Source organism: Pseudomonas sp. LAIL14HWK12:I1 (assembly GCF_003202095.1).
In the GTDB taxonomy this organism is placed as follows: Bacteria; Pseudomonadota; Gammaproteobacteria; order Pseudomonadales; family Pseudomonadaceae; genus Aquipseudomonas; species Aquipseudomonas monteilii.
This window is the reverse complement of sequence record NZ_QJKG01000002.1, coordinates 661,833-687,386: the sequence shown is the minus strand read 5'-3', so window position 1 is coordinate 687,386 and position 25,554 is coordinate 661,833. Positions and strand designations below refer to the sequence as shown.

Genomic DNA, 25,554 nt, shown 5'->3' with positions numbered 1-25,554 from the left:
CTTTTAACCTTCACCGTTCGCGGAGTCATTCCCCTTGGGGGACTTGCGACCGCGAAAATCAATCAGGCTGTCGACAATGGCCAAAACCACCAGCAACGGATAAATCAGCTGCATGATCAGCGGCAGCGTCACGTACATGCCCACCAGCCAGAAACCGGCCAGTCGGCCCTGTGCCACCAGCCCGTGCATCAAGGCGATGCCGGCCAGCACCAGAACCAGGCTGGAAGCCGATGCCAGGATGATGAACTGCGGGCCGATAAACGGCGCCACCACCATCACTGCCACCAAGACCGCCATGGTCTGTTTCGGCAACTTCAGTTCGCGAAACTCGCGACCGAAGCCTCCAGGGTTGTACAACGCTGCCTGCCAGTAGCGCGCCAGCATTAACGCCAACACACTGAACAATTGCACCGTCACTGCTGTGGAAGCGACCAGCACAGGGCGGATCAGCTCACCGGAGAGCACCGGTTGCCCTTCGATTTTGGGCATGGCCTCGGCAAACGCCTTGGCCAGCACATCGAAGGTTTGCGCCAGCGCCAGATCAAGCACGAGGCTAAACGCCACGGCGAACACGGCACTGGCCAGCAACACCCGGCTCCAGGGATGCTCGGCACGCAGCATGGCGGCCAGGGCCAGGGCACCCGCAATCACCAGAAAGGTGATGGGATCGCCCATGACCCACACGGCCAGCCCGGCCAGCAGGCCGCCGGCGATGACCGTTGTAGCATCCTTGAACCCACGCCGCAGCAGCACAAGGCTGCTGGCAGCGGCACTCAACCAGAACAGCAGCGGCAGTACCGCGCTGATGACCACCACCAGGGTGGCCTGCACACGACCGCGCATGATGAAACTTGCTAACGCTCGCATGCTAATCCCTTACTGCTTGTCGACGACCCGGTCTCAGCGGCCGTGGCTGTCGGTGTAGGGCAGCAGGGCCAGGAAGCGGGCGCGCTTGATAGCGGTAGCCAGCTGACGCTGATAACGAGCTTTGGTACCGGTGATACGGCTTGGAACGATCTTGCCGGTTTCGGATACGTAAGCTTTCAGGGTGTTGAGATCTTTGAAGTCGATCTCTTTCACGTCTTCAGCAGTGAAGCGGCAGAATTTACGACGACGGAAGAAACGTGCCATTTAATAGGCTCCTCTAAAGGTCCGTGGATTACTCGTCAGCGTTATCGCTGGAGTCGCTGTCATTGCTGTCGTCGCCTTCGGCGGAGTCAGCATGCTCAGGACGCTCGCGACGCTCACGGCGCTCGCTGCGGTTCTCTTCAGCCTTCAGCATCTCGGACTGGCCGGTAACGGCTTCGTCGCGACGGATGACCAGGTTACGGATAACGGCATCGTTGTAGCGGAAGTTGTCTTCCAGCTCGGCCAGGGCCTTGCCGGTGCACTCAACGTTCAGCATCACGTAGTGAGCCTTGTGAACATTGTTGATTGCGTAGGCCAGTTGACGACGGCCCCAGTCTTCCAGGCGGTGGATTTTGCCACCATCTTCTTCGATCAGCTTGGTGTAACGCTCAACCATGCCGCCGACTTGTTCGCTCTGGTCCGGGTGAACCAGGAAGATGATTTCGTAATGACGCATGAATGCTCCTTACGGGTTAGTAGTCTGCCAGGAAATCTGGTCAGACAAGGAGTGAATGACACTGTATGTCTTGCACGGAGGGGAGGCACATGAGCGCCTGCCAGCTCGGCAAGGGGCGCAATTGTAGAGAAGGCGGGGCGGACAAGCAAGGAGGCTGGTGAATATTTGAACAGTCTGAAACATATTCTCAGGCTACCGGCCCTTTCGCGGGTAAAACCGGTCCCGCAGGGATCCCACAGCCTTGAAGACAGTGAAAATCCTGTGGGAGCGGGTTTACCCGCGAAGAGGCCGGAACAGGCTTACGCGATCAGCGCTTGGCTTGCCGCTGGCGCACCGCTTCGAACAGGCAAACCCCGGTCGCCACCGAAACGTTCAGGCTGCTGACGCTGCCACCCATCGGCAACTTCACCAAAAAGTCGCAATGTTCGCGGGTCAACCGGCGCATGCCCTTGCCTTCCGCGCCCATGATCATCACCAGTGGCCCGGTCAGGTCCTGCTGGTAGATCTCCTGCTCGGCCTCGCCGGCAGTGCCCACCACCCACAGGCCACGCTGCTGCAGCTTCTCCAGCGTCCGCGCCAGGTTGGTCACGGCCACCAGCGGGATCACCTCTGCCGCACCGCAGGCCACCTTGCGCACAACCGGCGTCAGGGTGGCCGACTTGTCCTTGGGCACGATCACAGCCGTGGCACCGGCCGCATCGGCCGTGCGCAGGCACGCGCCGAGGTTATGCGGGTCGGTCACACCGTCCAGCACCAGGATCAGCGGCGGCGTTTCGGTGCGCTCAAGCAACTCTTCGAGCATCAACTCGCCCCACACCTGGCTTGGGCTGACCTCGGCGACCACGCCCTGGTGCACGCCCTCTACCCAGGCATCCAGCTCACGGCGTTCAGCCTGGCCGACCGGCACGCGGTTCTCCGCTGCCAGCGCCAGCAAGGTTTCCAGGCGTGGCTCGCTGCGCCCTTCCGACAGCCAGATCTGCTTGACGCGCTTCGGATGGTGCTTCAGCAATGCCTGCACGGCGTGCACGCCGTAGATCTTTTCCAGCTGACTCATGACTTGCTCTTGCTCTTGCGTGGCGCACCGGACTTCGGCGGGCCTTTACGGTGCTTGGTCGGCTTGCCGGAGCCGGAGGCCTTGCCACCTTTGTCCGACTTGCTGCTGGCATGGCCGCCACTGCGTGCCTCGCTCATCAGCGCCTTTTTCATTTCGCGGCTCTTGCGCACTTCGGCGTTACGCTGCACGGCGTCTTTCGGGAAGTACGCCTCGGCGGTTTCGCTCTTGCGGCTACGCGGTTTAGGCGTGGCTTTCGCTTCGGTTACCGGCTGCTGTTCAACCTTGTCGGCTGCTGACGCGGCGCCGCGCTGCTTGCGGCCGATCGGTGCGGCGAGGGTTTTTTCCGACACCTCGAAGTCGATCTTGCGCTCGTCCAGGTCCACACGCATGACCTTCACTTCAATGGTGTCGCCCAGGCGGAAGCTGCGCCCGGTGCGCTCGCCCGACAGACGGTGGTGCACAGGGTCGAAGTGGTAGTAGTCGCCCGGCAGCGCACTGACGTGCACCAGGCCCTCTACGTAAATGTCGGTCAGCTCGACGAACAGGCCGAAACCGGTCACGGCGGTGATCACACCCGGGAAGGTCTCGCCCACGCGATCCTTCATGAACTCGCACTTGAGCCAGTTCACCACGTCACGGGTAGCTTCGTCGGCCCGACGCTCGGTCATCGAGCACTGCTCGCCGAGCTGCTCCAGGGTGTTCTCGTCGTACGGGTAGATACGCGCCTTGGGAATGCTCATGGCGCCAGCACGCTTGACGTGCGGGGTATCGACCTTGGAACGGATGATGCTGCGGATGGCGCGGTGCACCAGCAGGTCCGGGTAACGGCGGATCGGCGAGGTAAAGTGGGTGTACGCCTCGTAGTTCAGGCCGAAGTGGCCATTGTTCTCGGTGCTGTACACGGCCTGGCTCAGCGAACGCAGCATCACGGTCTGGATCAGGTGGAAGTCCGGGCGCCCGGCGATGCTCGCCAGCAGGGCCTGGTAATCCTTCGGTGAAGGGTCCTTGCCTTTGTGCAGGCTCAGGCCCAGCTCACCGAGGAAGGCGCGCAGCTTTTCCAGGCGCTCCGGCGGCGGGCCGTCGTGCACGCGGTACAGGGCTGGCACGCCGTGCTTTTGCAGGAACTCGGCGGTGGCCACGTTGGCCGCCAGCATGCATTCCTCGATCAGCTTGTGGGCATCGTTGCGCACGGTCGGGCGGATTTCCGCGATCTTGCGCTGGTCGCCGAAGATGATGCGGGTTTCCTGCGTTTCGAAGTCGATGGCGCCACGGGTGTGACGGGCATCCACCAGCACCTTGTACAGGTTGTACAGGTTCTTAAGGTCCGGTACGACTTCCTTGTATTCCTCGCGCAGCGCCTTGCCTTCGCGGGTGCGGGCGTGCTCGAGCATGCTGCTGACCTTGTTGTAGGTCAGGCGGGCGTGGGAGTGGATAACGCCTTCGTAGAACTGGTAGTCGACCATTTGGCCGGCTTTGTTCATGGTCATTTCACAGACCATGGCCAGACGGTCGACGTGCGGGTTCAGCGAGCACAGGCCGTTGGACAGCTCTTCGGGAAGCATCGGCACTACACGCTCGGGGAAGTACACCGAGTTGCCGCGCTGCTGAGCCTCGACGTCCAGGGCCGAGCCCAGGCGAACGTAGCTGGACACGTCGGCAATCGCCACATACAGGCGCCAGCCACCGGAGAACAGGCGCAGCTTGCCCAGCGGTTCGCAGTAGACGGCGTCGTCGAAGTCCCGAGCATCCTCACCGTCGATGGTGACGAACGGCAGGTGGCGCAGGTCGACGCGCTTCTCTTTGTCCTTCTCTTCGACTTCGGAGCGGAACTTGCGCGCTTCCTTGACGACAGCATCAGGCCAGACGTGCGGAATGTCGTAGCTGCGCAAGGCAACGTCGATTTCCATGCCCGGTGCCATGTAGTTGCCGATGACCTCGACCACGTCGCCTTGCGGCTGGAAGCGCGGGGTTGGCCAGTGGGTGATCTTGATCTCGACGAACTGACCGATCTTCGCGCCGCCGTTACGCCCGGCGGTTACTAGCACTTCCTGCTGGATCTTCGGGTTGTCCGGGGTTACGTAGCCAATGCCACCTTCTTCGAAGTAACGGCCGACCACGCTTTCGTGGGCACGGGAGATGACCTCGACCAGCGCACCTTCGCGGCGGCCACGGCGGTCGACGCCAGAGACACGGGCCAGGCCGCGGTCACCGTCGAACACCAGGCGCATCTGCGACGGGCTGAGGAACAGGTCTTCGCTGCCGTCATCGGGAATAAGGAAGCCGAAGCCATCGCGGTGGCCGGAGACGCGACCACAGATCAGGTCCAGCTTGTCTACCGGGGCATAAGTGCCACGCCGGGTATAGATAAGCTGGCCGTCGCGCTCCATGGCACGCAGGCGGCGGCGCAGGGCTTCGATCTGGTCTTCTTCGTACAGACCGAACTCGGCCGCCAGCTCCTCACGCGCGGCCGGTTCGCCACGGTCGGCGAGGCGCTGCAGGATCAGCTCACGGCTGGGGATAGGGTTGTCGTATTTTTCCGCTTCGCGAGCGGCCTCGGGATCGAGGGATTGCCAATCGGCCATCAGAAGGGGTTCACCTTGGGGTATATAGATATGAATTCTGGCATAGGCGTATTGAAACCGGAAATGTCAGCCTTGGACAGCCCCACCGGCGCTTCCGGCGAACAGGAATAGGCCTGCGGAATCAACAAGTTGAATTTTTTGAAATTTTTTTCGCTTGGGGGGTTTACAGCCCCCCGGACCGTCCGTATAGTGCGCACCACAACGACGGACAACCCCCGAAGTTGTAGTAGAGATGAACGACGCTGTAAAGCATCAAGTAACCTCGAATGTGTGCCCAGGTGGCGGAATTGGTAGACGCGCTGGTTTCAGGTATCAGTGGCTTAACGGCCGTGGAAGTTCGAGTCTTCTCCTGGGCACCAAATATTTTCAAGTAATAGATGACCAAGGATCTGTTACTACTGTGTGAAGCTGACAATAGTCGCCTTCTGCAGATGATGTAAAGCTTTGCCCAGGTGGCGGAATTGGTAGACGCGCTGGTTTCAGGTATCAGTGACTTAACGGTCGTGGAAGTTCGAGTCTTCTCCTGGGCACCATACAAAAACCCACTAGCTTGCTAGTGGGTTTTTTCTTGCCTGCGTTTTTTGTATCCCTCCTCTTTCGGTCATAGGTGCAAACCTGTGCCGCCCTCTTGGCGGGCACGCCCGCTCCCACAGAATCATCACAGGCCTTCCGGGTAGTGAAATACCTGACACCTTCAGACTGTTACACCTTGGTCTGACCATGAATTTCTCGTCACCCGGCCACTTGAGAAACGATTTCGTTTACCATTGTTTCCAAATATGTAGCCGTAAGCGAGGAAGTACCCGCATGACGATCCGCCCGCAACCGCTGATGCGTACCTTGGCCGCCACCGTGCTGAGCCTGGTCATCGGCGCTCCGGCCGCCATGGCAGACGCACCGGTCACCCTGACCATGTACAACGGTCAGCACAAGGAAATCGGCGAAGCCATCGCCAAGGCCTACGAGGCCAAGACCGGCATCCACATCGATATCCGCAAGGGCAGCAGCAACCAGCTGGCCAGCCAGATCATCGAGGAGGGCGACCGTTCGCCAGCCGACCTCATCTACACCGAAGAGTCCCCGCCCCTGAACAACCTGGGCGAACTGGGCCTGCTGGCGAAGATCGACGACGCCACCGCGAACATGGTGCCCAAGGAGTATGTGGGCGCCAACGGCACCTGGATGGGCATCACGGCGCGCACGCGCATCGTGGTGTACAACCCGAAGAAGGTCGATGAAAAAGACCTGCCGACCACAGTGATGGACTTCGCCAACCCTGAGTGGGAAGGCCGCGTCGGCTACGTACCCACCAGCGGTGCATTCCAGGAGCAGGCCGTGGCCATCCTGAAGATGCATGGTCGTGAAGCCACCGAAGAATGGCTGACCGGCCTTAAAGCCTTCGGCAAAACCTACACCAACAACATGGTCGCCCTCAAAGCCGTGGAAAAAGGTGAAGTGGCTGCGGTACTGGTGAACAACTACTACTGGTACGCACTTGAACGCGAACGCGGCAAGCTCGACACCAAGCTCTACTACCTGGCAGATGGCGATGCCGGCAACCTGGTGACCATCTCTGGCGCCGCTGTGGTCAAGGCCAGCAAGCACCCGAAAGAAGCCCAGGCACTGCTCAACTGGATGGCCAGCGAAGAAGGCCAACGTGTGATCACCCAGACCACCGCCGAGTACCCGCTGCACAAGGGCATGGTTTCCGACCGGGGCCTGAAGCCGTTCGAAGACCTGCGCCCGCCGAAAATCTCGCCAGCCGACCTGGGCAATGCCGAGGAAGCCATCGAGCTTGAACGCGAGGTCGGCCTGCTCTGATGACCGCCGCCCTGTCCGAGCCGGCGCCGGTACGCTTCGTACCGCGCCGCAAGCGCCCCTCCATCTGGGTGGTGCTGCCTGTGCTGTTCCTGGTGGCGATGAGCTTGCTGCCGCTGCTGTATGTCGCCATCAAAGCCTGGGAAGCCGGCTGGCGTGAAGCCTTGCACCTGCTGTGGCGCCCCTTTGTCTGGGGGCTGATGCGCAATACCCTGATGCTGATGGTCGGGGTGACATTGGCCTGCATGGTGGTCGGGCTGGCCCTGGCCTGGCTGCTGGAGCGCAGCAACCTGGCTGGCCGCCGGCTGTGGGGCGTAGTGCTTTGCCTGCCCTTCGCTGTGCCGTCGTTCGTCAGCAGTTTCACCTGGGTGTCGCTGAGCTCGGACTTCGAAGGGCTGGGCGGGGCCATCCTGGTCATGGCCCTGTCCAAGTACCCATTGGTGTTCCTGCCGGTGGCCGCCACCCTGCGCAACCTCGACACCTCGCTGGAGGAGTCGGCGCGCACCCTGGGTTGTAGCCGCTGGGGCGTGTTCATCAAGGTCACCTTGCCGCTGCTGTGGCCCTCGATGCTCGGCGGAGCGCTGCTGATCGCCCTGCACATGCTGGTGGAGTTCGGTGCGTTGTCGATCCTCGGCCTGCAGACCTTCACCACGGCGATCTACCAGCAGTTCGAACTGGAATTCAGCAATGCCAACGCGGCCATGCTGTCTGCCGTGCTGTTGGCGATGTGCCTGGTGATGCTGTGGCTGGAATTGCGTGTACGTGGCAAAGCCCGCCATGTGCGCATCGGCCAGGGCGTGGCACGCCGCGCGCAACCCGTGCGACTGCGTGGCTGGGCCGTACCGGCGCAGCTACTCTGCGTGGCCCTGGCAGTGCTGGGCAGCGGTATCCCACTGGCCATGCTCGGCTACTGGCTGAGCGTGGGTTCGTCGGCAGCCTTCCCGGTGGGAGCCATCTCCAAGGCGCTGTTCACCTCGCTGTCGGTGTCGCTTGGCGGTGCCGGTTTCTGTGTGCTGCTGGCGCTACCGATCAGCTTCCTGGTGGTGCGCTACAAAGGCCGTCTTGCGATCTGGGCCGAGCGCTTGCCGTACCTGCTGCACGCCCTGCCCGGCCTGGTGATTGCACTGACCTTGGTGTTCTTCGCCCTGCACTACGTGCCGGCGCTGTACCAGACCACGGCGTTGCTGCTCTTGGCGTATGCGCTGCTGTTCCTGCCATTGGCGCAGTCACCGGTGCGCACCGCACTGAACAAGGCCTCGCCAACACTGGAGGAAGCCGCGCGCACCCTGGGTGCCAGCAGCTTCACGGCATTCTGCCGGGTGACCCTGCCGATCATCTTCCCGGCCATGGCGGCAGCGTTTGCGCTGGTGTTTCTGGATGCCATGAAAGAACTGACAGCCACCCTGCTGCTCAGCCCGACCGGTATGACCACCCTGGCTACCGAGGTGTGGGCGCATACGGCCAACGTCGAGTTCGCGGCGGCGGCGCCCTATGCAGCCTTGCTGATCGTGGTGTCAGGCCTGCCGGTTTATCTGCTGACCACGCGGATGTACCTGAACAAGGCATAAACCTCGCAGCCCTCATCGCCGGCAAGCCAGCTCCCACAGGTACAGCACCGCCCTCAAGGCCTGTGTAATACCTGCGGGAGCGGGCACGCCCGCTCCCACAAAGCCCGGGTTACGCCCTGAACTGACCCAGGCTCGCCCGCAACTGCGCAGCCAGGTCATCCAGCACCTTGCTGCTGGCCGTGGTCTGCATCACTACTTCGGCCGACCGCTCGGCCTGGGCATGGATAGTCTCCACCCGACCACGCACCGCCTGCGCCCCGCTCGCCTGCTGCTCGGCCGCACGGGTAGCCAGGCCGATAGCTGCGTGAACCTGCTCCACCGCCGCCTGCACAGACTGCTGACGGCGCTCGTTGTCACGCAGCACCAGCAGCCCTTCGCTGGCCTTCAGACCGGCCTGGCTGATCGTCGCCACGGCCTCCTTGGCGCCCTTCTGCAGCGCAGCGATATGCGCCTGGATATCCCCCGTGGAGCTTTGCGTCTTGCTCGCCAACGCCCGCACCTCATCAGCCACCACGGCAAAGCCGCGCCCGGTCTCACCGGCCCGGGCCGCTTCGATGGCCGCATTCAACGCCAGCAGGTTGGTCTGCTCGGCGATGCCGTGGATCACCGTCAGCACTACTTCGATCTGCTCACTCTGCTTGGCCAGGCGCTCGATCACCTGAGAGCCCGTCTCTACCTGGCCAGCCAGGTTTTCGATCAGCCCTGCGAGCTGGGTCGAGGTGCGGCTGTTTTCATCGGTGGCCTGGCGGATATCCACCACCTGTTTCAATGCTGCCTGCATCGCATGGCTTTCGGCCTGGGCTTCATCGGCCATGCTCGAAAGGTCACGCAGGCTGGCCGCCACTTCGTCACGCTGCAGCGCAGCAGCAGCATCGGCACCGGCATTACGCTGGGCCATCGCGCCAATTTCCACACCGGTACGCTGGGCGACCTCGCCCGCCTCGCGCACGATCGGTTGCAACTTGTCGACAAAGCGGTTCACGGCCGAAGCCATGTCGCCGATCTCGTCCCGGCTGTCGAGTGGCACACGCTTGGTCAGGTCGCCCTCGCCTGCCGCCAGGTCGTCAAGGGCAGCAATCAGCAGGCGCAGCTTGCTCAGCACACGACGACCAAGCACCACGGCCACCACCAGCAACACGCCCAGGCCAACCAGCACCAGGCCCAGACCAATGCGCCAGCGCAGCTCGCCGGCAGCATCGCGAACGGTTTGCGCGGTGTTGGCCTGCATGGCAGCAGCACTGCCCTGTGCTTTTTCCAGCCGTTCACGCAGGGTTTTGCCGCTGTCCGCGGCAGCACCGACCAGGCTGTCGCCTACCAGTTGCTCGCCACTGGCGATCAGTGCCGCGAAGCGCTGATCGAGCGCCTTCAGTTCCTGCTCGATACCCGCTGTGGAAACCCCCATCACTACCTTGCCGATTTCGGCGCCATTGGGGCTGATCGAAGCCTCGACGAAATAAACGGCAGGATCGCGCCGAGCTGCATCGATCACTTTGTCCAGCGCTCGCTCGCCCTGGCCTTTTTCCATCAACGCCTGGTTGATCGGGTTTTGCCGGTTCAGATAGCGGGTGAGGTGCTGGCCCTGGGCGTCGTCGTACACCACGAACAGCACGTTGGGATTGCGCTGGGCACGCCGTGCAAAGTCTGAGAGCACCGGCACATCGTTGTCCCAGATGGCACGCGGGGCAACCGAGGCCAGCAGCTCTGCCATATCGTTGGCGGAGTCCTTCAGGTTCTTTTCCAGGGTGCTACGCAGTTGCTGCTGTTCGCTTTGCAGGCGTGCCGACAACCCTGCACTCAGGCGCTGACGGGTACTGCTGGACAGACTGTCCAGGCCCGAGCGCACATCTTGCCCGGCTTGCTCCAGTTCGCCGGCCAACTGACGGCTGTCATTGCCCAGGCGTTCGCCAAGGTCGGCCTCCAGGGCAGTGACCGTGCTTCGGGTAAGCGCAACGGCAACCAGCACCTGCACCAAAAGAGCGATACCAAGGGCAACAAACACAGGCCGCAAAAGGCGGCTTCGTAACAGTGAGAGGATGGCAGACACGGTGTAACCCTCGTGTTTTCTGGCGCCACTATTTTGATGGCATCTACAGAAACTTCTTACAGCAAGGGTTGTGCCGGAGACAGCAGGCATAAACGCCAAGGTTCAGCCAGGTGGTAAGCTGCTTTCGCTCGGCGCAGAAATGAAAACGCCGCAGCCCCTTTCAGGGCCACGGCGTCAGATCAGCCTGGAGGGCAGATCAGGCGAACGGATGGCGCAGCACGATGGTCTCGTTGCGGTCCGGGCCGGTAGAAATGATGTCGATCGGCGCGCCGATCAGGTCTTCGATGCGCTTGATGTAGGCGCGAGCGTTGGCCGGCAGCTCTTCCAGGGTTTTAACGCCCACGGTCGACTCGCTCCAGCCTGGCATCTCTTCGTACACCGGCTCCAGGCCGATGTAGCTGTCGGCATCGGACGGCGCGTCGATGACAGCACCGTTCTCGTTCTTGTAGCCAACGCAGATGTTGATGGTTTCCAGGCCGTCCAGTACGTCCAGCTTGGTCAGGCAGATGCCCGAGATGCTGTTGACGTCGATGGCGCGACGCAGGATCACGGCATCGAACCAGCCGCAACGACGGGCACGGCCAGTGGTGGAACCGAACTCGTGGCCACGCTTGGCCAGGGTAGCGCCGGTTTCGTCGAACAGTTCGGTCGGGAACGGACCGGAACCTACGCGAGTGGTGTAGGCCTTGGTAATACCCAGGATGTAGTCCAGGTACATCGGGCCAACACCGGAGCCGGTGGAGATACCGCCAGCGGTGGTGTTGGAGCTGGTGACGTACGGGTAGGTACCGTGGTCGATGTCCAGCAGCGAGCCCTGGGCACCTTCGAACATGATGTCCTTGCCAGCGCGGCGCAGGTTGTGCAGTTCGGCGGTGACGTCCAGCATCATCGGCTTGAGCTGTTCAGCGTAGGCCATGCACTCGTCCAGGGTTTGCTGGAAGTCGATGGCCGGCTCTTTGTAGTAGTTCACCAGCTGGAAGTTGTGGTAGTCCAGCAGCTCACCCAGCTTGGCCGCGAAACGCTCGCGGTGGAACAGGTCGCCTACGCGCAGGCCGCGGCGCGCAACCTTGTCTTCGTAGGCAGGGCCGATGCCACGGCCGGTGGTGCCGATCTTGGCTTCGCCACGGGCTTTTTCGCGGGCCTGGTCCAGGGCCACGTGGTACGACAGGATCAGCGGCGCAGCCGGGGAGATGCGCAGGCGCTCGCGCACCGGTACGCCCTTCTCTTCCAGCTTGGTGATTTCACGCATCAGGGCATCCGGGGCAACGACCACGCCGTTGCCGATCAGGCACTGTACGCCTTCACGCAGGATGCCGGACGGAATCAGGTGCAGAACGGTCTTTTCACCGTTGATCACCAGGGTGTGACCCGCGTTGTGGCCACCCTGGTAGCGCACTACGGCGGCAGCATGTTCGGTCAGCAGATCGACGATCTTGCCTTTGCCCTCATCACCCCACTGGGTGCCCAGGACGACGACATTCTTACCCATTACATTGGTCCTCATTCACGCAAACTTGGTTGCCGGCCTGTTGCCGACGCAGAAACTCACTGGGCCAGCGGCAGAACCTGCCAGCGCCCGTCTTGCTGAATCAATTGCCGATCACAATCCGCCTCGAGAGCAGCACTCAACGGCTGGCCAGGCAGGGCCTGGACCACACGCTGGCCCTCGCTGCGCAACTGGCAGACTTGCTGCCAGAGGGCCGCATCACCACTGTCCGGCATCCAGATGCCGCCCGCTGGCAATACGACCTCCGCTCGCCCCAGTGTGACCAGGGTCTTCAAATCCGTGGAGAAACCGGTGGCCGGGCGCGCCCGGCCAAAGTCGGCGCCGATGTCGTCGTAACGCCCGCCCTGGGCGATCGACTGACCTTCGCCCGGTACGAACACGGCGAACACCACGCCCGTGTGATAGTGGTAACCGCGCAATTCGCCGAGGTCGAAGTACAGCGGCAGGTCCGGGTAGCGCGACGCCAGGCGGTCAGCGATCGCCAGCAGGTCGTCCAGCGCGGCCAGCACGCTGGCCGGGGCACGGCCCAGGCGCACGCGGGCTTCGGCCAGCACTTCACGGCCACCGCACAGCTCGACCAGGGCGCGCAGCATGTTGCCCAGGTCTTTCGGCAGGTCGGCGGTCAGCGCCTGCACTTCATCGACAGCCTTGCGTTGCATGGCGTCGAACAGCTGCTGCTCCACCGCACCGGACAGGCCGGCGGCACGGGCCAGGCCACGGTAGATACCAACGTGGCCCAGGTCCATGTGCACATCCGGCACATCGGCCAGCTGCAGCGTGGCGAGCATCAGGCTGATGACTTCGACATCACTGGTAGGGCTGGCATCGCCGTAAAGCTCGGCACCCAGCTGGATCGGGCTGCGCGAGGTCGACAGTGCACGCGGCTGGGCGTGCAGCACGCTACCGGCATAGCACAGGCGGCTCGGGCCTTCACGGCGCAGGGTGTGGGCGTCAATGCGCGCCACCTGCGGAGTGAAGTCGGCGCGGAAGCCCATCAGGCGGCCGGACTGTGGGTCCACCACCTTGAAGGTGCGCTGATCCAGGTCCTGGCCGGCGCCGGTGAGCAGCGACTCCAGGTACTCGATATGCGGGGTGACGACCAGTTCGTAGCCCCAACTCTGGAACAGGTCCAACACCTGGCGGCGCGCGATCTCGATGCGCGCAGCTTCAGGTGGCAGTACTTCCTCGATGCCATCTGGCAGCAGCCAGCGGTCTACCGTTGCCATTACGCCATTTCCCCTCTGGTCCGGGCGGCTTGCCAGCAGGCGAGCCGTCAGTAAAGCCGGTATCGCGCACAGCAGCGGGCAGCACTGATCCCAGCGCAGCCACCGTACCCGATACCCTCGAATTGCCTTGCGAGCTGACCAAACCGTCAACTGGCGCGTTGCCAATCAACCTTGCAGACGCAAAAAAGCCGGGAAATTTCCCGGCTGCCTCATCATACACCCCTTTTCATTCAGGATGCACCCCGCCTGGTGTTTTAGCTGCCAGGCGGGGCGCCGCTGCATGAAAATCAGGGCCTGAGCATCACGGCTTGCTCTTGTCCAGGTAACGGAAGAATTCGTTCTTCGGGTCCAGGACCAGCACGTCGCTCTTGCTCGAGAAGCTCTCGCGGTATGCCTGCAGGCTACGGTGGAACGCATAGAAATCAGCGTCCTGGCTGTAGGCCTTGGCATAGATGGCGGCCGCCTGAGCGTCGCCGTCACCACGGGTTTCTTCTGCTTCGCGGTAGGCCTCGGCCAGCAGCACACGGCGCTGACGGTCGGCGTCGGCACGAATACCTTCAGCCAGCTCGTTACCCTTGGCACGGTGCTCGCGCGCTTCACGCTCACGCTCTGTGCTCATGCGGTCGAACACGCTGCGGTTGACTTCCTTCGGCAGGTCGATGGCCTTGACGCGCACGTCGACCACTTCAATGCCCAGCTCCTTGTTGGCCATGTGGTTCAATGATGCAGTGATGTCAGCCATCAGTGCGTCACGCTCACCGGAAACCACCTCGTGCAGGGTACGTTTACCGAACTGGTCGCGCAGGCCGCTTTCCAGACGACGCGACAGACGCTCGTCGGCGATCTGCTTCATGCCGGACGTGGCGGTGTAGAAGCGCTCCGCATCCTTGACGCGCCACTTGGCGTAGGCGTCGACCATCACCGCTTTCTTCTCCAGGGTCAGGAACCGCTGGGTCGGGGCGTCGAGGGTCATGAGGCGGGCGTCGAACTTGCGCACCTGGTTCACGTACGGGATCTTCACGTGCAGGCCCGGCTGAACATCTGCCTGGACCACCTTACCGAAGCGCAGCAGTACCGCACGCTCGGTCTGGGACACGATGTAGAAGCTGTTCCAGGCCACGATGGCCAGAACCACGGCGGCGATCAGGGCGATCAGCGATCTATTGCTCATCAGCGGCTCTCCCTAGTACGCAGCGGCTGCTGTTGCTGTTGCAGGTCCTGCGCCGCACGGGCGGCCGCATCGTTGACCGATGGCGACACGCTGGTGGTTGGCGCGGACGGGTTGCGGCTGCCTTCGACCATCTTGTCCAGTGGCAGGTAGAGCAGGTTGTTCTGCCCGTCCTTGGTCGCCACCATGACCTTGCTCGAATTGCTGTAGACCTCTTGCATGGTCTCCAGGTACAGACGCTGACGGGTCACGTCAGGTGCCTTGTGGTACTCGGCGACCAGCTTGGTGAAGCGGTCGGCCTCACCCTTGGCCCGGGCAATGACTTCGTCGCGGTAACCGTTGGCGTCCTCGATGATGCGCTGGGCCTGACCACGGGCTTCCGGCACCACGCCATTGGCGTAGGACTCGGCCTGGTTGCGGGCACGCTGCTCGTCTTCGCGGGCACGGATCACGTCGTCGAAGGCTTCCTGCACTTCACGCGGGGCCGCCGCGCTCTGTACGTTGACCTGGGTGACGGTGATACCGGTACGGTAGTTGTCGAGGAAGCGCTGCAGGCGCTCGCGGATATCCACGGCCATCTGCTCACGGCCTTCGGTGAGCACCTGATCCATCGAGGTGGAACCCACCACGTGGCGCAGGGCACTGTCGGTCGCGTGCTGCAGGCTTACCTCAGGCTGGTCGACGTTGAGCACGAAGTCCTGCAGGTTGCTGATCTTGTACTGGACGGTCAGCGGCACCTCGACGATGTTCTCGTCTTCGGTCAGCATCTGGCCCTGCTTGGTGTAGGCACGCTCACGCGTGACGTTTTCCATGTACTTGCGATCGATCGGCGGGAAGTAGATGTTCAGGCCGGGACCGACCGTCTCATAGTACTTGCCGAAGCGCAGCACCACAGCCTGCTCCTGCTCGTCGACCACGTACACGGCGCTGTACAGCCAGATGGCAGCCAGCACCGCCAAGCCAATGCCCAGCAGGCCAAGGCCACCGCCCTTGCCGACATTGCGGTCACCGCCGCCACGTTTCTTGCCACTGCCGAACATGCCATTCAGGCTGTCCTGCAATTTGCGGAAGGCCTCGTCCAGATCCGGCGGACCTTTCTTGTCACCACCACCGCCACCGCCACCACGGCGGCCGCCCCAGGGATCCTGATTGTTCGAGTTGCCACCCGGCTCGTTCCAAGCCATAGCGCTCTCCATCTGATAAAGCAAAGACGCGCCCACGGCGCGCCGTCCAATGCTACAGAATGCCTGTCACTGCTGCCCGGCGACCTCGACGAGCATTTATTGCAAAGTGTGTTGCTCGACAAACACTTGCGGCTCCATGCCTTCGCGGCTGACCAGGCGATTCAGTTCGACCATGGGCAGTCGCACGCTCAGCAGGCTGCGCCCCTCTTCATCATGCTCTTCACTCTGCACGGCACCCAAGGCAAAGAATTGCGCGCGCAAACGGGCAAAACGCTGCTCCAGGCACAGGGTACCGACAAACAGATCATCCCCCAGCAACTCGGCAATTGCCTGGCCGACCAGCTCCAGGCCACGCCCATCGCGTGCCGATACCCAGACCCGTTCCGGCTTGCCATCGGCGTTGCGCTGGATCTGCGGCTCGACATCTTCGAGCAAGTCGAGTTTGTTATACACCTCGAGGATCGGCAAGCCTTCAGCACCAATCTCGCCCAACACAGCCAGCACCTGCTCGATCTGTTCCATGCGCTCAGGCTCATGGGCGTCGATCACATGCAGCAACAGGTCGGAGTTGCTCGACTCTTCGAGCGTAGCCCGAAATGCCTCGACCAGCTTGTGCGGCAGGTGGCGAATGAAGCCCACGGTGTCGGCCAGCACGATCGGCCCCAGGTCGTTCAGCTCAAGCCGGCGCAAGGTCGGGTCGAGCGTGGCGAACAACTGGTCTGCGGCGTACACCTCGGATTCGGTCAGGGCGTTGAACAGCGTGGACTTGCCGGCGTTGGTGTAACCCACCAGCGACACCGACGGGATGTCTGCGCGCTTGCGCCCACGGCGCGCCTGCTCGCGCTGGCTGCGTACCTTTTCCAGGCGTGACTTGATCTGGCGTATGCGCACCCGCAACAGGCGGCGGTCGGTTTCCAGCTGGGTTTCACCCGGGCCGCGCAGGCCGATACCACCCTTTTGTCGCTCAAGGTGGGTCCAGCCGCGCACCAGCCGCGTGCTCATGTGCTCCAGCTGGGCCAGTTCGACCTGCAGCTTGCCTTCATGGGTACGCGCCCGTTGGGCGAAGATATCGAGGATCAGCCCGGTACGGTCGAGCACACGACACTCGAACACACGTTCAAGGTTGCGCTCCTGACTGGGCGTGAGGGTGTGATTGAAAATCACCAGGTCTACCTGCTCGGCATGGACCAGGTCGTGCAATTCCTCGACCTTGCCACTGCCAATCAGGTATTTGGCGGAAGGCTGATGCCTTGACACCGTGACCAACGAGACGATGTCGGCACCGGCCGACAATGCCAACTCCTGAAACTCCTGCGGGTCTTCGCGCGCCTCAGGGTTCTGACCTTCCAAGTGAACGAGCAATGCCCGCTCACCACCACCGTGGCGCTCAAAGAACAATGCAGGCTCCTATCAGGCGTTGCCTGGCTCGCTGTCGCCGTGTTCGGAATCGGACGGGCTTGGCAGGCGAACCGGACGGGCAGGCACGACAGTCGAAATGGCGTGCTTGTAGACCATCTGGCTGACGGTGTTTTTCAGCAGTACCACGAACTGGTCGAAGGATTCGATCGAGCCCTGCAGCTTGATGCCGTTGACCAGGTAGATGGATACCGGGACCTTTTCTTTTCTCAAGGTGTTCAAGTAAGGGTCTTGTAGCGAATGCCCTTTTGACATATGCCGCACTCCTGTAAGGATAAATAATAGAAAATCAATAAAATCGATAAATTAGGCCGCCCCTTCGCAAGAATAGACGGCAATCAGCAGGGACTCAGCTCAATATGGAGATGGCCCCAAGGTATTTCAAGGTGCGGGACAGATTGTCGCAGGCCAGGCTGTCAAGCCAGTGTACGTCAGGCCAGCCACGCAACCAGGTGAACTGCCGCTTGGCCAGCTGCCTGGTTGCAATGATACCGCGTTCACGCATCTCATTCTCAGTCAGCTTGCCATCCAGGTAATCCCAGACCTGCCGATACCCCACTGCCCGTATAGACGGCAGCCCGGCGTGCAAGTCACTTCTGGCTCGCAGCGATCGGACCTCGTCAACGAAGCCCTGTTCCAGCATCTGCGAAAATCGTAACGCAATTCGCTGATGCAAAATGTGACGATCTGTAGGAGCAATCGCCAAACTGGCGACAGTATAGGGCAAATGTCCGTCAGCGCCTGCGTCTGCGCCGCGACTTTCCGCGAATTGACGTTGGCGATGAGCCGTCATGCTCTCGCCACTCACCCGGTACACTTCCAGCGCCCGGATCAGTCGCTGCGGGTCATTGGGGTGGATGCGCGCCGCTGACACCGGGTCAACCTCGGCCAGCTGGCGGTGCAACTCGGCCAGGCCCAGCGCTTCGGCCTGAGCCTCCAGCTCGGCGCGCACGGCAGCGTCTGCCGCCGGCATGTCTGCCAAGCCATCGATCAACGCCTTGTAGTAGAGCATGGTGCCGCCCACCAGCAGCGGTATCTTGCCGCGTGCAGTGATCTCGGCCATGGCCTCCAGGGCGTCAGCACGGAACTGCGCGGCCGAATAGCTCTCGGCCGGGTCGCGGATGTCGATCAGCCGGTGCGGGTGGGCAGCGAGGATTTCTTTCGGCGGTTTAGCCGAGCCGATGTCCATACCGCGATAGACCAGCGCCGAATCGACGCTGATCAGCTCGCAAGGCAGCACTTGGGTCAGCTCGATAGCCAGGTCGGTCTTGCCGGCCGCCGTAGGGCCCATCAGGAATATTGCAGGGGGCTTGCCGCTCATTTCATCGACCGCGCAGGAAGAGTTTGTCCAGGTCGTCCAGGCCCATCTGGGTCCATGTGGGACGGCCATGGTTGCACTGGCCGCTGCGCTCGGTGTTTTCCATGTCGCGCAGCAGGGCGTTCATCTCGGGAATGGCCAGGCGCCGGTTGGCGCGCACGGCGCCGTGGCAGGCCATGGTGCCGAGCAGTTCGTTGAGGTGCGCCTGGATACGGTCGCTGGTGCCGTACTCCATCAGGTCGGCGAGCACATCCTGCACCAGCCGGTTGGCCTGCGCCTGCTTGAGCAAGGCCGGGATCTGGCGGATCGCCAGGGTCTCCGGGCCCAAGCGCTGAAGCTCGAAGCCCAGGCGCTGGAACCACTGCGCGTGTTCTTCGGCGCAGTCCGCTTCGCGCTGGCTCAGGGCCAGGGTTTCAGGCACCAGCAGCGGTTGCCCGCTCAGGCCTTCGCTGGCCATGGCCACCTTCAGGCGCTCGTACATGATGCGCTCGTGGGCGGCGTGCATGTCCACCAGCACCAGGCCAACGGCGTTCTCAGCGAGGATGTAGATGCCCTTGAGCTGCGCCAGCGCGTAGCCCAGCGGGGGAATGTCACCCTGGCTTTCGGGAAGGGCCGTTGCCGGCGCCGCACCGTTTTCCAACGGCTTGTAAAACTCGCGATACACCGCCTGCGCTTCGGCAGCCGGCACCGGCTGTGAGGGGCGTGGGGTGTACTGATACTGGTAGCCCGCACCACTGCCGCCATTGGAGAACGACTGCTGCGGGGCACGAGGCTGCTCAAGCACCGGCGAAGCCAGGCGCATTTCGCCCTGCGGGCCGAACTCACCGGCCTGCGGGCCAGTGGGACGGACCACCTCAGGCACGGCGGCAGGCGCGGCCAGCTGGTCTTCCGGGCGCACATCGGCCAGAGCACGGTGCAGGGTGCCATACAGGAAATCATGCACCGAACGCCCTTCGCGGAAGCGCACTTCGTGCTTGGTCGGGTGCACGTTGACGTCGACGCCGTTGGGCTCCAGCTCCAGGAACAGCACGAAGGTCGGGTGCCGGCCATTGAACAGCACGTCGCGGTAGGCCTGGCGCACGGCGTGGGCGACCAGCTTGTCACGCACTGCGCGGCCATTGACGAAGAAGTATTGCAAGTCTGCCTGGCTGCGCGAGAAGGTCGGCAGGCCGACCCAGCCCCACAGGCGCAGGCCGTTGCGCTCGACGTCGATCGGCAACGCCTGCTCCATGAAGCCCGGGCCGCAGATGGCACCTACCCGCCGGGCACGCGCTGTTTCGTCGTGAGCCTCATGCAGGCTGAGGATGCTCTTGCCGTTATGCCGCAGGTGGAAGCCGACATCGAAACGTGCCAGCGCCAGCCTGCGGATCACTTCCTGCAAGTGATCGAATTCGGTTTTCTCGGCCTTGAGGAACTTGCGCCGCGCCGGGGTATTGAAGAACAGGTCGCGCACTTCCACCGAAGTTCCCACCGGATGCGCCGCCGGCTGTACGCGCGGGAGCATGTCACGGCCTTCGGTTTCCACCTGCCAGGCCTCGGTACCGCTGGCGGTACGCGACGTCAGGGTCAGCCGCGCCACGGAGCTGATCGAAGCCAGCGCCTCGCCACGGAAACCCAGGCTCAACACCCCTTCGAGGTCTTCCAGCTCGCGGATCTTGCTGGTGGCATGGCGGGCCAGGGCCAGCGGCAGGTCATCGGCAGAAATGCCGCTGCCATCGTCGCGCACCTTCAGCAGCTTGACGCCGCCCTGCTCCACTTCCACGTCTATGCGTCGGGCACCGGAGTCCAGGCTGTTTTCCAGCAGTTCCTTGGCGACCGAGGCCGGCCGCTCGACAACCTCGCCAGCGGCAATCTGGTTGGCCAGCCGCGGGCTGAGCAGCTGAATGCGCGAACCGCCACTCATTGCGAGGCCAATGTAGTAGCAGGGATGTCGAGGCGCTGGCCGACCTTCAGCTCATCGGTCTTGAGGCTGTTGGTGCTGCGCAGGCTGGCCACGCTCACCTGGTAGCGCACGGCGAGCATCGCCAGGGTTTCGCCAGGGCGTACCGTGTGCTCACGCGGGCCGGCGGCAATCTTGCCGGTGTCACGCAGCCAGGCGATATAAGTGCCAGGCGGCGGGTTTTGCTGGAAATACTGGCGCACACCGGTGTGGATCGAGCGGGCCAACGCCTGCTGGTGGCTGGCGGTGGCCAGCTTGGCGGCTTCGTTGTTGTTCGAGATAAAACCGGTTTCAACGAGAATCGATGGAATGTCCGGCGATTTCAGCACCATGAAGCCGGCCTGCTCCACGCGCTGTTTGTGCAGCGAGGTGACGCGGCCCATGTTGCCCAGCACCTTCTGCCCCACGTTGAGGCTGGAACTGAGGGTGGCGGTCATCGACAGGTCCAGCAGCACGCCAGCGAGCATGCGGTCCTTGTCATCCAGGCTGACGTTACCGGCCCCCCCGATCAGGTCGGAACGGTTTTCCGTATCGGCCAGCCAGCGCGCGGTCTCGGAGGTAGCGCCACGGTCAGACAGGGCGAACACCGAGGCACCAAAGGCGGCGCGTGACGGTGCCGCGTCGGCATGGATCGAGATGAACAGGTCGGCGCCCTTCTTGCGGGCGATTTCCGTGCGCTTGCGCAGCGGAATGAAGTAGTCGCCAGTGCGGGTCAGCTCGGCACGGAAGCCTTTTTCGCTGTTGATCTGGCGCTGCAGCTCTTTGGCGATCTGCAGCACGATGTCTTTTTCGTGCTGGCCGCGCGAGCCGGAGGCCCCCGGGTCTTCGCCGCCGTGGCCGGCGTCGATGGCCACCACGATGTCACGCTTGCCGCTCGGTACCGGTGGCAGCTTGATGGCGGGCTGGGCCGGGCTTACCGGCACGGCAGGCGTGGTCGCAGGCGTCTGCACCGGCGCCGGGGCCGGAGGCGGCGCGCTGGCCGCAATGGCGTCGGCTTCCTGGTCGTACAGGTCGACCACCAGGCGGTTGCCGTACTGGGCATTCGGCGCCAGGGTGAAGCTTTTCGGGGTGACCGACTTTTTCAGGTCGACCACCACGCGCAGGTCGGTCGGGGTACGCTGGGCCGAACGCACGCTGCTGATCGGCGTGTTGGAGGTGGCCACGTTCAACGGCGCGGCCAGGGTCGCACCATTGATGTCGATAACCAGGCGGTCCGGCGCGCTCAGGGTGAAGACGCTGTGCTGCACGGGGCCAGACAGGTCGAAGACCAGCCGCGTGTTGTCTGGCGCGCGCCACAGGCGCACGCTCTTGACTTGAGTGACGGCCAGAGCGTCAACGGTCACCGTTGTCAGCAGCAGACCAACGATGGCGACCAGTGCGCGTATGCGCATACCTACCCCACTTACTGTTTATAGTGTTTGGCCAGTGCCACGCACCAGGCCTCGCCGCGAGCCCCCTGCGGCGAAAGGATCAGCGAGCGTCCGCCCGCTTGGGGGCTTATGGTAATGGTCAGGTCAGGCTTTGGCAAAACGCCCGCACCCTTTTGTGGCCACTCGAACAGGCACAGCGGGTCGCCCTCGAAATAGTCACGAATCCCCATGAACTCCAGCTCCTCCGGATCGACCAGGCGATACAGGTCGAAGTGGAATGCTCGGACCTCACCGATCTCGTAGGGTTCGACCACGGTGAAGGTCGGGCTTTTCACTGCCCCCGTATGGCCCAGGCCGCGGATCAGCCCTCGGGAAAGCGTAGTCTTGCCAGCGCCCAGGTCGCCTTCAAGAAAGATCACGCCGCGACCGCCGGTCACCTCGGCCAGTGCTGCGCCAAATTTGACCGTGGCGTCTTCATCGGCCAGAAACAGGGTTATGCCAGACACGCAGAATGCTCCTCCAACAACGTTCGAATGACCGGCGCCAGATCACTGGCCGCCAGGCCTCTACCTTTTACACCCAGCCGCTCGCCCGCACAGGCGTGCAGCCACACCCCCAGCCCGGCGGCCTGCCAGGCGTCCAGCCCCTGGGCCAGCAACGCCGACAGCACACCGGTCAGCACATCGCCAAAGCCGGCACCGGCCATGGCCGGATGGCCACGCTCGCACAGCATCAACTGCCCGGCAGGGTCGGCCACCAGGGTACCGGCCCCTTTCAGCACGCAGACGCTGTTATACCGTCGCGCCAGCTTGCGCGCAGCACCCGGGCGGTCGGCCTGCACCGCCTCGGTGGAAATGCCCAGCAACCGCGCCGCCTCGCCCGGGTGCGGGGTGAGGATGCTGCCACTGGGCAGGGCCAGTGGGGTACGTGCCAGCAAATTCAGGGCATCGGCGTCCCACACCTGCGGCCGCTCGGCATTGGCCACCGCCGACAGCAAGCTGCGGCCCCATGCCGCCTGCCCCAACCCCGGGCCGACCACCAGCACCGAGGCTCGCTCCAGCACACCCATCAACTGATTGGCCGAACTGACGCCCAGGCACATTACCTCGGGCAAACGCGCCAGGCTGGCCGAGACATGTTCGGGCCGGGTTGCCACGCTGACCAGCCCGGCACCGCACCGCAGCGCGGCTTCGGCGCTGAGCAGCACGGCGCCGCCGGTGCCAAGGTCACCGCCGACCACCAGGACATGGCCAAAGTCGCCCTTATGGGCATGCGCATGCCGGGCCGCCAGGTGCGTGACGGTCACGCTGCTGAGCAGTTGAGGGGCATGGCTGGGGTGTTTAGTCTGCGGCATGGGGTCAAAGGCTCCAATGTCTGGCAGAATTATACGCACCTGAACCCGTATTGCCTTGCCCATCCATGTCCGTCTGTACGCCTGACCTCGCCCAACTGGCCCAATCGATCAAGATTTGGGGCCAAGAACTCGGTTTTGCCCACGTTGGCATCGCCGGGGTCGACCTTGGCGAACACGAACATCACCTGCAACGCTGGCTCGATGCTGGTTACCAGGGCGAGATGGAGTACCTGGGCGCACATGGGAGCAAGCGATCGCACCCCGATCAGCTGATCCCCGGTACCGTGCGCGTGGTGTCGCTGCGCATGGACTACCTGTCCGGCGACACACAGATGGCACAGCGCCTGGCACAGCCTGAAAAAGCCTACATCTCGCGCTATGCGCTGGGCCGGGACTATCACAAACTGGTGCGCAAGCGCGTGCAGTTCCTGGCCGACCGCATCCAGGAGGCCATCGGCCCGTTCGGTTACCGCGCTTTCGTCGACAGCGCCCCGGTGCTGGAAAAGGCCCTGGCCGAACAGGCCGGCCTGGGCTGGATCGGCAAGAATACCCTGCTGCTCAACCGCAAGGCAGGCAGCTACTTCTTCCTCGCCGAGCTGTTTGTCGACCTGCCAATACCGGTGGACGAAGCCACCACCAGCGAACACTGCGGCCGCTGCCAGGCCTGCCTGGACATCTGCCCGACCCAGGCCTTCGTCGGGCCCTATGTGCTGGATGCGCGGCGCTGCATTTCATACCTGACCATCGAACTGAGGGGCGCGATCCCTGTCGAGCTGCGCGCGAAGATGGGCAACCGAGTGTTCGGTTGCGACGATTGCCAGATCGTCTGCCCATGGAACCGCTTTGCCAAACACAGCCAGGAGCAGGACTTCCAGCCACGGCATGGGCTGGAAAATGCCGAGCTGGCGGAAATGTTCCTGTGGGATGAGCGCACCTTCCTGCGCAAGACCGAGGGCGGGCCGTTGCGGCGGGCGGGGTATGAGCGGTTCTTGCGCAACCTGGCGGTGGGGTTGGGCAATGCGCCATCCACCATTCCAGTGATCGAGGCGCTGAAAGCACGGCGTGACGATGAATCGGAGCTGGTGCGCGAGCATGTGGAGTGGGCGCTGGCCCGGCACGGTATTCAATAGCTGGGGCCGCTGTGCGGCCCACGAATTCACTGCTGGTCGTTATAGTGAAACTTGGGCATTTCCCAGTGGAAACGAATCGCCAGCAAGCGCACCAGGAACCCGCCAAACAACGTCAGCAGCATCGCCTGCTCTGCCGGCACCTTGAAATACACACACCCCAGGTAGAACCACGCCGCCGCGAACGACACGCTGGCATAGAGCTCGCGCCGGAACACCAGCGGGATGTCGTTACAGAAGATATCCCGCAAGATGCCGCCAAACACCCCGGTGATCACCCCGCTGATCGACGCCACCAGCATGCCCTGCCCCATCTCCAGCGCGGTCATGCAGCCAATCAGGGTAAAGGCCACCAGCCCCAGTGCATCGAGCACCAGAAACAGCGAGCGCAGGCGGCGCATCATCGGCGCAATGAAGATGGTCAGCAGCGCCGCGAAGCTGGTCAGCACCAGGTATTCCGGGTGTTTCACCCAGGTCAGCGGGTAATGCCCGAGCAGCACGTCGCGCACCGAGCCGCCACCCAGGGCGGTGACGCAGGCGATCAGCACCACGCCGAACCAGTCCATGCCGCGGCGCCCGGCAGACAGCGCGCCAGTCATGGCTTCGGCAGTGATGGCGATGAGGTAGAGCATCAACAACATGGTGCGTGTCCGTGCGAGAAAGGCGCGCAGTCTAACCAGTTGCTCGAAGCACCAAAAGGGGGCGCAGATACAATATCTGCGCCGTTTCAGCTCACACCTTGATGAAGTGTTCGCGGTAGTGGCGCAGCTCGGCGATCGATTCGCGAATGTCGTCGAGCGCGAGGTGGGTGTTGCCCTTCTTGAAGCTGTCACGCACATTCGGCGCCCAGCGCGCGGCCAGCTCCTTCAGGGTGGAGACATCCAGGTTGCGGTAGTGGAAGTAGTTTTCCAGGTTGCGCATGTGGCGATAGAGGAAGCGGCGGTCCTGGCAGATGCTGTTGCCGCAGATGGGCGACTTGCCCTTGGGCACCCACTGTTCGAGGAAGGCGATGGTCTGCGCCTCGGCTTCAGCCATGCTGACCTTGCTCTCGCGCACGCGCTGGGTCAGGCCCGAAGCACCGTGGGTGCGGGTGTTCCATTCGTCCATGCGCGCCAGCACTTCGTCACTGTGGTGGATAGCGATCACCGGCCCTTCGGCCAGGGTGTTCAGCTCACTGTCGGTGACGATGGTGGCCATCTCTATGATGACGTCGCTGTCCGGATCCAGGCCGGTCATTTCCAGGTCGATCCAGATCAGGTTCTGTGGGTTTTGCATGCAGGGGCTCCTCGTATAG

The 25,554-nt window shown here is 63.0% G+C and carries 22 protein-coding genes, 2 tRNA genes and 1 pseudogene; 5 read left to right on the top strand and 20 right to left on the bottom strand.

Annotated features, from left to right (window positions below; genetic code table 11):
- Positions 1 to 3 precede the first annotated feature (3 nt).
- The 5 genes from D906_RS08050 to rnr all read right to left on the bottom strand — a co-directional run bounded on the left by D906_RS08050 (position 4) and on the right by rnr (position 5,221).
- Complete coding sequence (locus D906_RS08050; RefSeq protein WP_019098921.1) at positions 4 to 867, bottom strand: hypothetical protein; 864 nt, start codon at positions 865 to 867, stop codon at positions 4 to 6.
- A 33-nt stretch (positions 868 to 900) separates the two neighbouring features.
- Positions 901 to 1,131: a 30S ribosomal protein S18 gene (gene rpsR, locus D906_RS08045; RefSeq protein WP_003249563.1), complete on the bottom strand. Its 231-nt coding sequence runs from the start codon at positions 1,129 to 1,131 to the stop codon at positions 901 to 903.
- A 28-nt stretch (positions 1,132 to 1,159) separates the two neighbouring features.
- Positions 1,160 to 1,585 (bottom strand): 30S ribosomal protein S6, encoded by a 426-nt coding sequence (gene rpsF, locus D906_RS08040; RefSeq protein WP_003249557.1) that lies wholly within the window; start codon positions 1,583 to 1,585, stop codon positions 1,160 to 1,162.
- 307 nt (positions 1,586 to 1,892) lie between these two features.
- Entirely contained in the window at positions 1,893 to 2,639 is a 747-nt protein-coding gene (gene rlmB / locus D906_RS08035) for a 23S rRNA (guanosine(2251)-2'-O)-methyltransferase RlmB (RefSeq protein WP_016712311.1), read from the bottom strand.
- Positions 2,636 to 5,221: a ribonuclease R gene (gene rnr, locus D906_RS08030; protein ID WP_019098922.1), complete on the bottom strand. Its 2,586-nt coding sequence runs from the start codon at positions 5,219 to 5,221 to the stop codon at positions 2,636 to 2,638. The genes rlmB and rnr overlap by 4 nt, the downstream gene beginning before the upstream one ends.
- A gap of 272 nt (positions 5,222 to 5,493) precedes the next feature.
- Between rnr and D906_RS08025 the strand changes: the two genes are divergently transcribed.
- The 4 genes from D906_RS08025 to D906_RS08010 all read left to right on the top strand — a co-directional run bounded on the left by D906_RS08025 (position 5,494) and on the right by D906_RS08010 (position 8,607).
- A tRNA-Leu gene (locus D906_RS08025) sits at positions 5,494 to 5,580 on the top strand.
- Between the two features lie 87 nt (positions 5,581 to 5,667).
- Positions 5,668 to 5,754 (top strand) — tRNA-Leu (locus tag D906_RS08020).
- A 274-nt stretch (positions 5,755 to 6,028) separates the two neighbouring features.
- Entirely contained in the window at positions 6,029 to 7,042 is a 1,014-nt protein-coding gene (locus D906_RS08015) for an extracellular solute-binding protein (protein WP_025752435.1), read from the top strand.
- Positions 7,042 to 8,607, top strand: a complete 1,566-nt coding sequence (locus D906_RS08010; protein WP_016712314.1) for an iron ABC transporter permease — start codon at positions 7,042 to 7,044, stop codon at positions 8,605 to 8,607. Before D906_RS08015 ends, D906_RS08010 begins: the two co-directional genes overlap by 1 nt.
- Positions 8,608 to 8,716: 109 nt before the next feature.
- Here D906_RS08010 and D906_RS27005 read toward each other — a convergent pair whose 3' ends face one another.
- The 13 genes and pseudogenes from D906_RS27005 to D906_RS07950 all read right to left on the bottom strand — a co-directional run bounded on the left by D906_RS27005 (position 8,717) and on the right by D906_RS07950 (position 23,133).
- The gene (locus D906_RS27005) at positions 8,717 to 9,421 is read right to left on the bottom strand and encodes a methyl-accepting chemotaxis protein (RefSeq protein WP_371058791.1); all 705 of its coding nucleotides are present in this window, start codon (positions 9,419 to 9,421) and stop codon (positions 8,717 to 8,719) included.
- Between the two features lie 201 nt (positions 9,422 to 9,622).
- Positions 9,623 to 9,835 (bottom strand): annotated as a pseudogene (locus tag D906_RS27000) (methyl-accepting chemotaxis protein); the annotation flags it as partial.
- A 1,012-nt stretch (positions 9,836 to 10,847) separates the two neighbouring features.
- Positions 10,848 to 12,140, bottom strand: a complete 1,293-nt coding sequence (locus D906_RS08000; RefSeq protein ID WP_016712316.1) for an adenylosuccinate synthase — start codon at positions 12,138 to 12,140, stop codon at positions 10,848 to 10,850.
- Positions 12,141 to 12,196: 56 nt separating this feature from the next.
- Complete coding sequence (locus tag D906_RS07995) at positions 12,197 to 13,384, bottom strand: ATP phosphoribosyltransferase regulatory subunit (protein WP_019097352.1); 1,188 nt, start codon at positions 13,382 to 13,384, stop codon at positions 12,197 to 12,199.
- A gap of 301 nt (positions 13,385 to 13,685) precedes the next feature.
- Positions 13,686 to 14,555 carry a protease modulator HflC gene (gene hflC, locus D906_RS07990; RefSeq protein WP_097156159.1) on the bottom strand — a complete coding sequence of 290 codons (870 nt, stop codon included), beginning with the start codon at positions 14,553 to 14,555 and terminating at the stop codon, positions 13,686 to 13,688.
- On the bottom strand, positions 14,555 to 15,736 hold the full coding sequence (gene hflK, locus D906_RS07985; protein ID WP_016712318.1) for an FtsH protease activity modulator HflK: 1,182 nt from the start codon (positions 15,734 to 15,736) through the stop codon (positions 14,555 to 14,557). The genes hflC and hflK overlap by 1 nt, the downstream gene beginning before the upstream one ends.
- 96 nt (positions 15,737 to 15,832) lie before the next feature.
- Positions 15,833 to 17,134: a ribosome rescue GTPase HflX gene (hflX, locus tag D906_RS07980; protein ID WP_016712319.1), complete on the bottom strand. Its 1,302-nt coding sequence runs from the start codon at positions 17,132 to 17,134 to the stop codon at positions 15,833 to 15,835.
- Between the two features lie 12 nt (positions 17,135 to 17,146).
- Complete coding sequence (gene hfq, locus D906_RS07975) at positions 17,147 to 17,407, bottom strand: RNA chaperone Hfq (RefSeq protein WP_003258160.1); 261 nt, start codon at positions 17,405 to 17,407, stop codon at positions 17,147 to 17,149.
- A 94-nt stretch (positions 17,408 to 17,501) separates the two neighbouring features.
- Positions 17,502 to 18,473, bottom strand: coding sequence for a tRNA (adenosine(37)-N6)-dimethylallyltransferase MiaA (miaA, locus tag D906_RS07970; RefSeq protein WP_019097353.1), 972 nt, complete (start codon positions 18,471 to 18,473; stop codon positions 17,502 to 17,504).
- Position 18,474: 1 nt separating this feature from the next.
- Positions 18,475 to 20,373, bottom strand: coding sequence for a DNA mismatch repair endonuclease MutL (gene mutL, locus D906_RS07965; protein WP_027614866.1), 1,899 nt, complete (start codon positions 20,371 to 20,373; stop codon positions 18,475 to 18,477).
- Complete coding sequence (locus D906_RS07960) at positions 20,370 to 21,800, bottom strand: N-acetylmuramoyl-L-alanine amidase (protein WP_016712322.1); 1,431 nt, start codon at positions 21,798 to 21,800, stop codon at positions 20,370 to 20,372. The genes mutL and D906_RS07960 overlap by 4 nt, the downstream gene beginning before the upstream one ends.
- Positions 21,801 to 21,811: 11 nt before the next feature.
- Positions 21,812 to 22,285 (bottom strand): tRNA (adenosine(37)-N6)-threonylcarbamoyltransferase complex ATPase subunit type 1 TsaE, encoded by a 474-nt coding sequence (gene tsaE / locus D906_RS07955; protein ID WP_016712323.1) that lies wholly within the window; start codon positions 22,283 to 22,285, stop codon positions 21,812 to 21,814.
- A complete protein-coding gene (locus D906_RS07950; RefSeq protein WP_025752418.1) occupies positions 22,273 to 23,133 on the bottom strand; it encodes an NAD(P)H-hydrate dehydratase in 861 nt (286 codons plus the stop codon). The genes tsaE and D906_RS07950 overlap by 13 nt, the downstream gene beginning before the upstream one ends.
- Positions 23,134 to 23,198: 65 nt before the next feature.
- Here D906_RS07950 and queG point away from each other — a divergent pair, with 65 nt between their 5' ends.
- Positions 23,199 to 24,263, top strand: coding sequence for a tRNA epoxyqueuosine(34) reductase QueG (queG, locus tag D906_RS07945; protein ID WP_016712325.1), 1,065 nt, complete (start codon positions 23,199 to 23,201; stop codon positions 24,261 to 24,263).
- Between the two features lie 26 nt (positions 24,264 to 24,289).
- Here the strand turns inward: queG and D906_RS07940 are convergent, their stop codons facing one another.
- Together D906_RS07940 and orn are read right to left on the bottom strand one after the other, a co-directional pair.
- Positions 24,290 to 24,901, bottom strand: a complete 612-nt coding sequence (locus tag D906_RS07940; protein WP_003249516.1) for a trimeric intracellular cation channel family protein — start codon at positions 24,899 to 24,901, stop codon at positions 24,290 to 24,292.
- A gap of 91 nt (positions 24,902 to 24,992) precedes the next feature.
- Complete coding sequence (gene orn / locus D906_RS07935) at positions 24,993 to 25,535, bottom strand: oligoribonuclease (RefSeq protein WP_016712326.1); 543 nt, start codon at positions 25,533 to 25,535, stop codon at positions 24,993 to 24,995.
- Positions 25,536 to 25,554 lie beyond the last annotated feature (19 nt).

Excerpts from the sequence above, each read along its gene's own strand:
- hfq (WP_003258160.1), bottom strand. The coding sequence starts at position 17,407 with ATGTCAAAAGGGCATTCGCTACAAGACCCTTACTTGAACACCTTGAGA.
- miaA (WP_019097353.1), bottom strand. The coding sequence starts at position 18,473 with ATGAGCGGCAAGCCCCCTGCAATATTCCTGATGGGCCCTACGGCGGCC.
- queG (WP_016712325.1), top strand. The coding sequence starts at position 23,199 with ATGTCCGTCTGTACGCCTGACCTCGCCCAACTGGCCCAATCGATCAAG.
- hflK (WP_016712318.1), bottom strand. The coding sequence starts at position 15,736 with ATGGCTTGGAACGAGCCGGGTGGCAACTCGAACAATCAGGATCCCTGG.
- D906_RS07940 (WP_003249516.1), bottom strand. The coding sequence starts at position 24,901 with ATGTTGTTGATGCTCTACCTCATCGCCATCACTGCCGAAGCCATGACT.
- rpsF (WP_003249557.1), bottom strand. The coding sequence starts at position 1,585 with ATGCGTCATTACGAAATCATCTTCCTGGTTCACCCGGACCAGAGCGAA.
- D906_RS08015 (WP_025752435.1), top strand. The coding sequence starts at position 6,029 with ATGACGATCCGCCCGCAACCGCTGATGCGTACCTTGGCCGCCACCGTG.
- D906_RS07995 (WP_019097352.1), bottom strand. The coding sequence starts at position 13,384 with ATGGCAACGGTAGACCGCTGGCTGCTGCCAGATGGCATCGAGGAAGTA.
- D906_RS27005 (WP_371058791.1), bottom strand. The coding sequence starts at position 9,421 with ATGGCCGATGAAGCCCAGGCCGAAAGCCATGCGATGCAGGCAGCATTG.
- hflC (WP_097156159.1), bottom strand. The coding sequence starts at position 14,555 with ATGAGCAATAGATCGCTGATCGCCCTGATCGCCGCCGTGGTTCTGGCC.
- rlmB (WP_016712311.1), bottom strand. The coding sequence starts at position 2,639 with ATGAGTCAGCTGGAAAAGATCTACGGCGTGCACGCCGTGCAGGCATTG.
- orn (WP_016712326.1), bottom strand. The coding sequence starts at position 25,535 with ATGCAAAACCCACAGAACCTGATCTGGATCGACCTGGAAATGACCGGC.
- D906_RS08000 (WP_016712316.1), bottom strand. The coding sequence starts at position 12,140 with ATGGGTAAGAATGTCGTCGTCCTGGGCACCCAGTGGGGTGATGAGGGC.
- mutL (WP_027614866.1), bottom strand. The coding sequence starts at position 20,373 with ATGAGTGGCGGTTCGCGCATTCAGCTGCTCAGCCCGCGGCTGGCCAAC.
- rpsR (WP_003249563.1), bottom strand. The coding sequence starts at position 1,131 with ATGGCACGTTTCTTCCGTCGTCGTAAATTCTGCCGCTTCACTGCTGAA.
- D906_RS07950 (WP_025752418.1), bottom strand. The coding sequence starts at position 23,133 with ATGCCGCAGACTAAACACCCCAGCCATGCCCCTCAACTGCTCAGCAGC.
- rnr (WP_019098922.1), bottom strand. The coding sequence starts at position 5,221 with ATGGCCGATTGGCAATCCCTCGATCCCGAGGCCGCTCGCGAAGCGGAA.
- D906_RS07960 (WP_016712322.1), bottom strand. The coding sequence starts at position 21,800 with ATGCGCATACGCGCACTGGTCGCCATCGTTGGTCTGCTGCTGACAACG.
- D906_RS08010 (WP_016712314.1), top strand. The coding sequence starts at position 7,042 with ATGACCGCCGCCCTGTCCGAGCCGGCGCCGGTACGCTTCGTACCGCGC.
- D906_RS08050 (WP_019098921.1), bottom strand. The coding sequence starts at position 867 with ATGCGAGCGTTAGCAAGTTTCATCATGCGCGGTCGTGTGCAGGCCACC.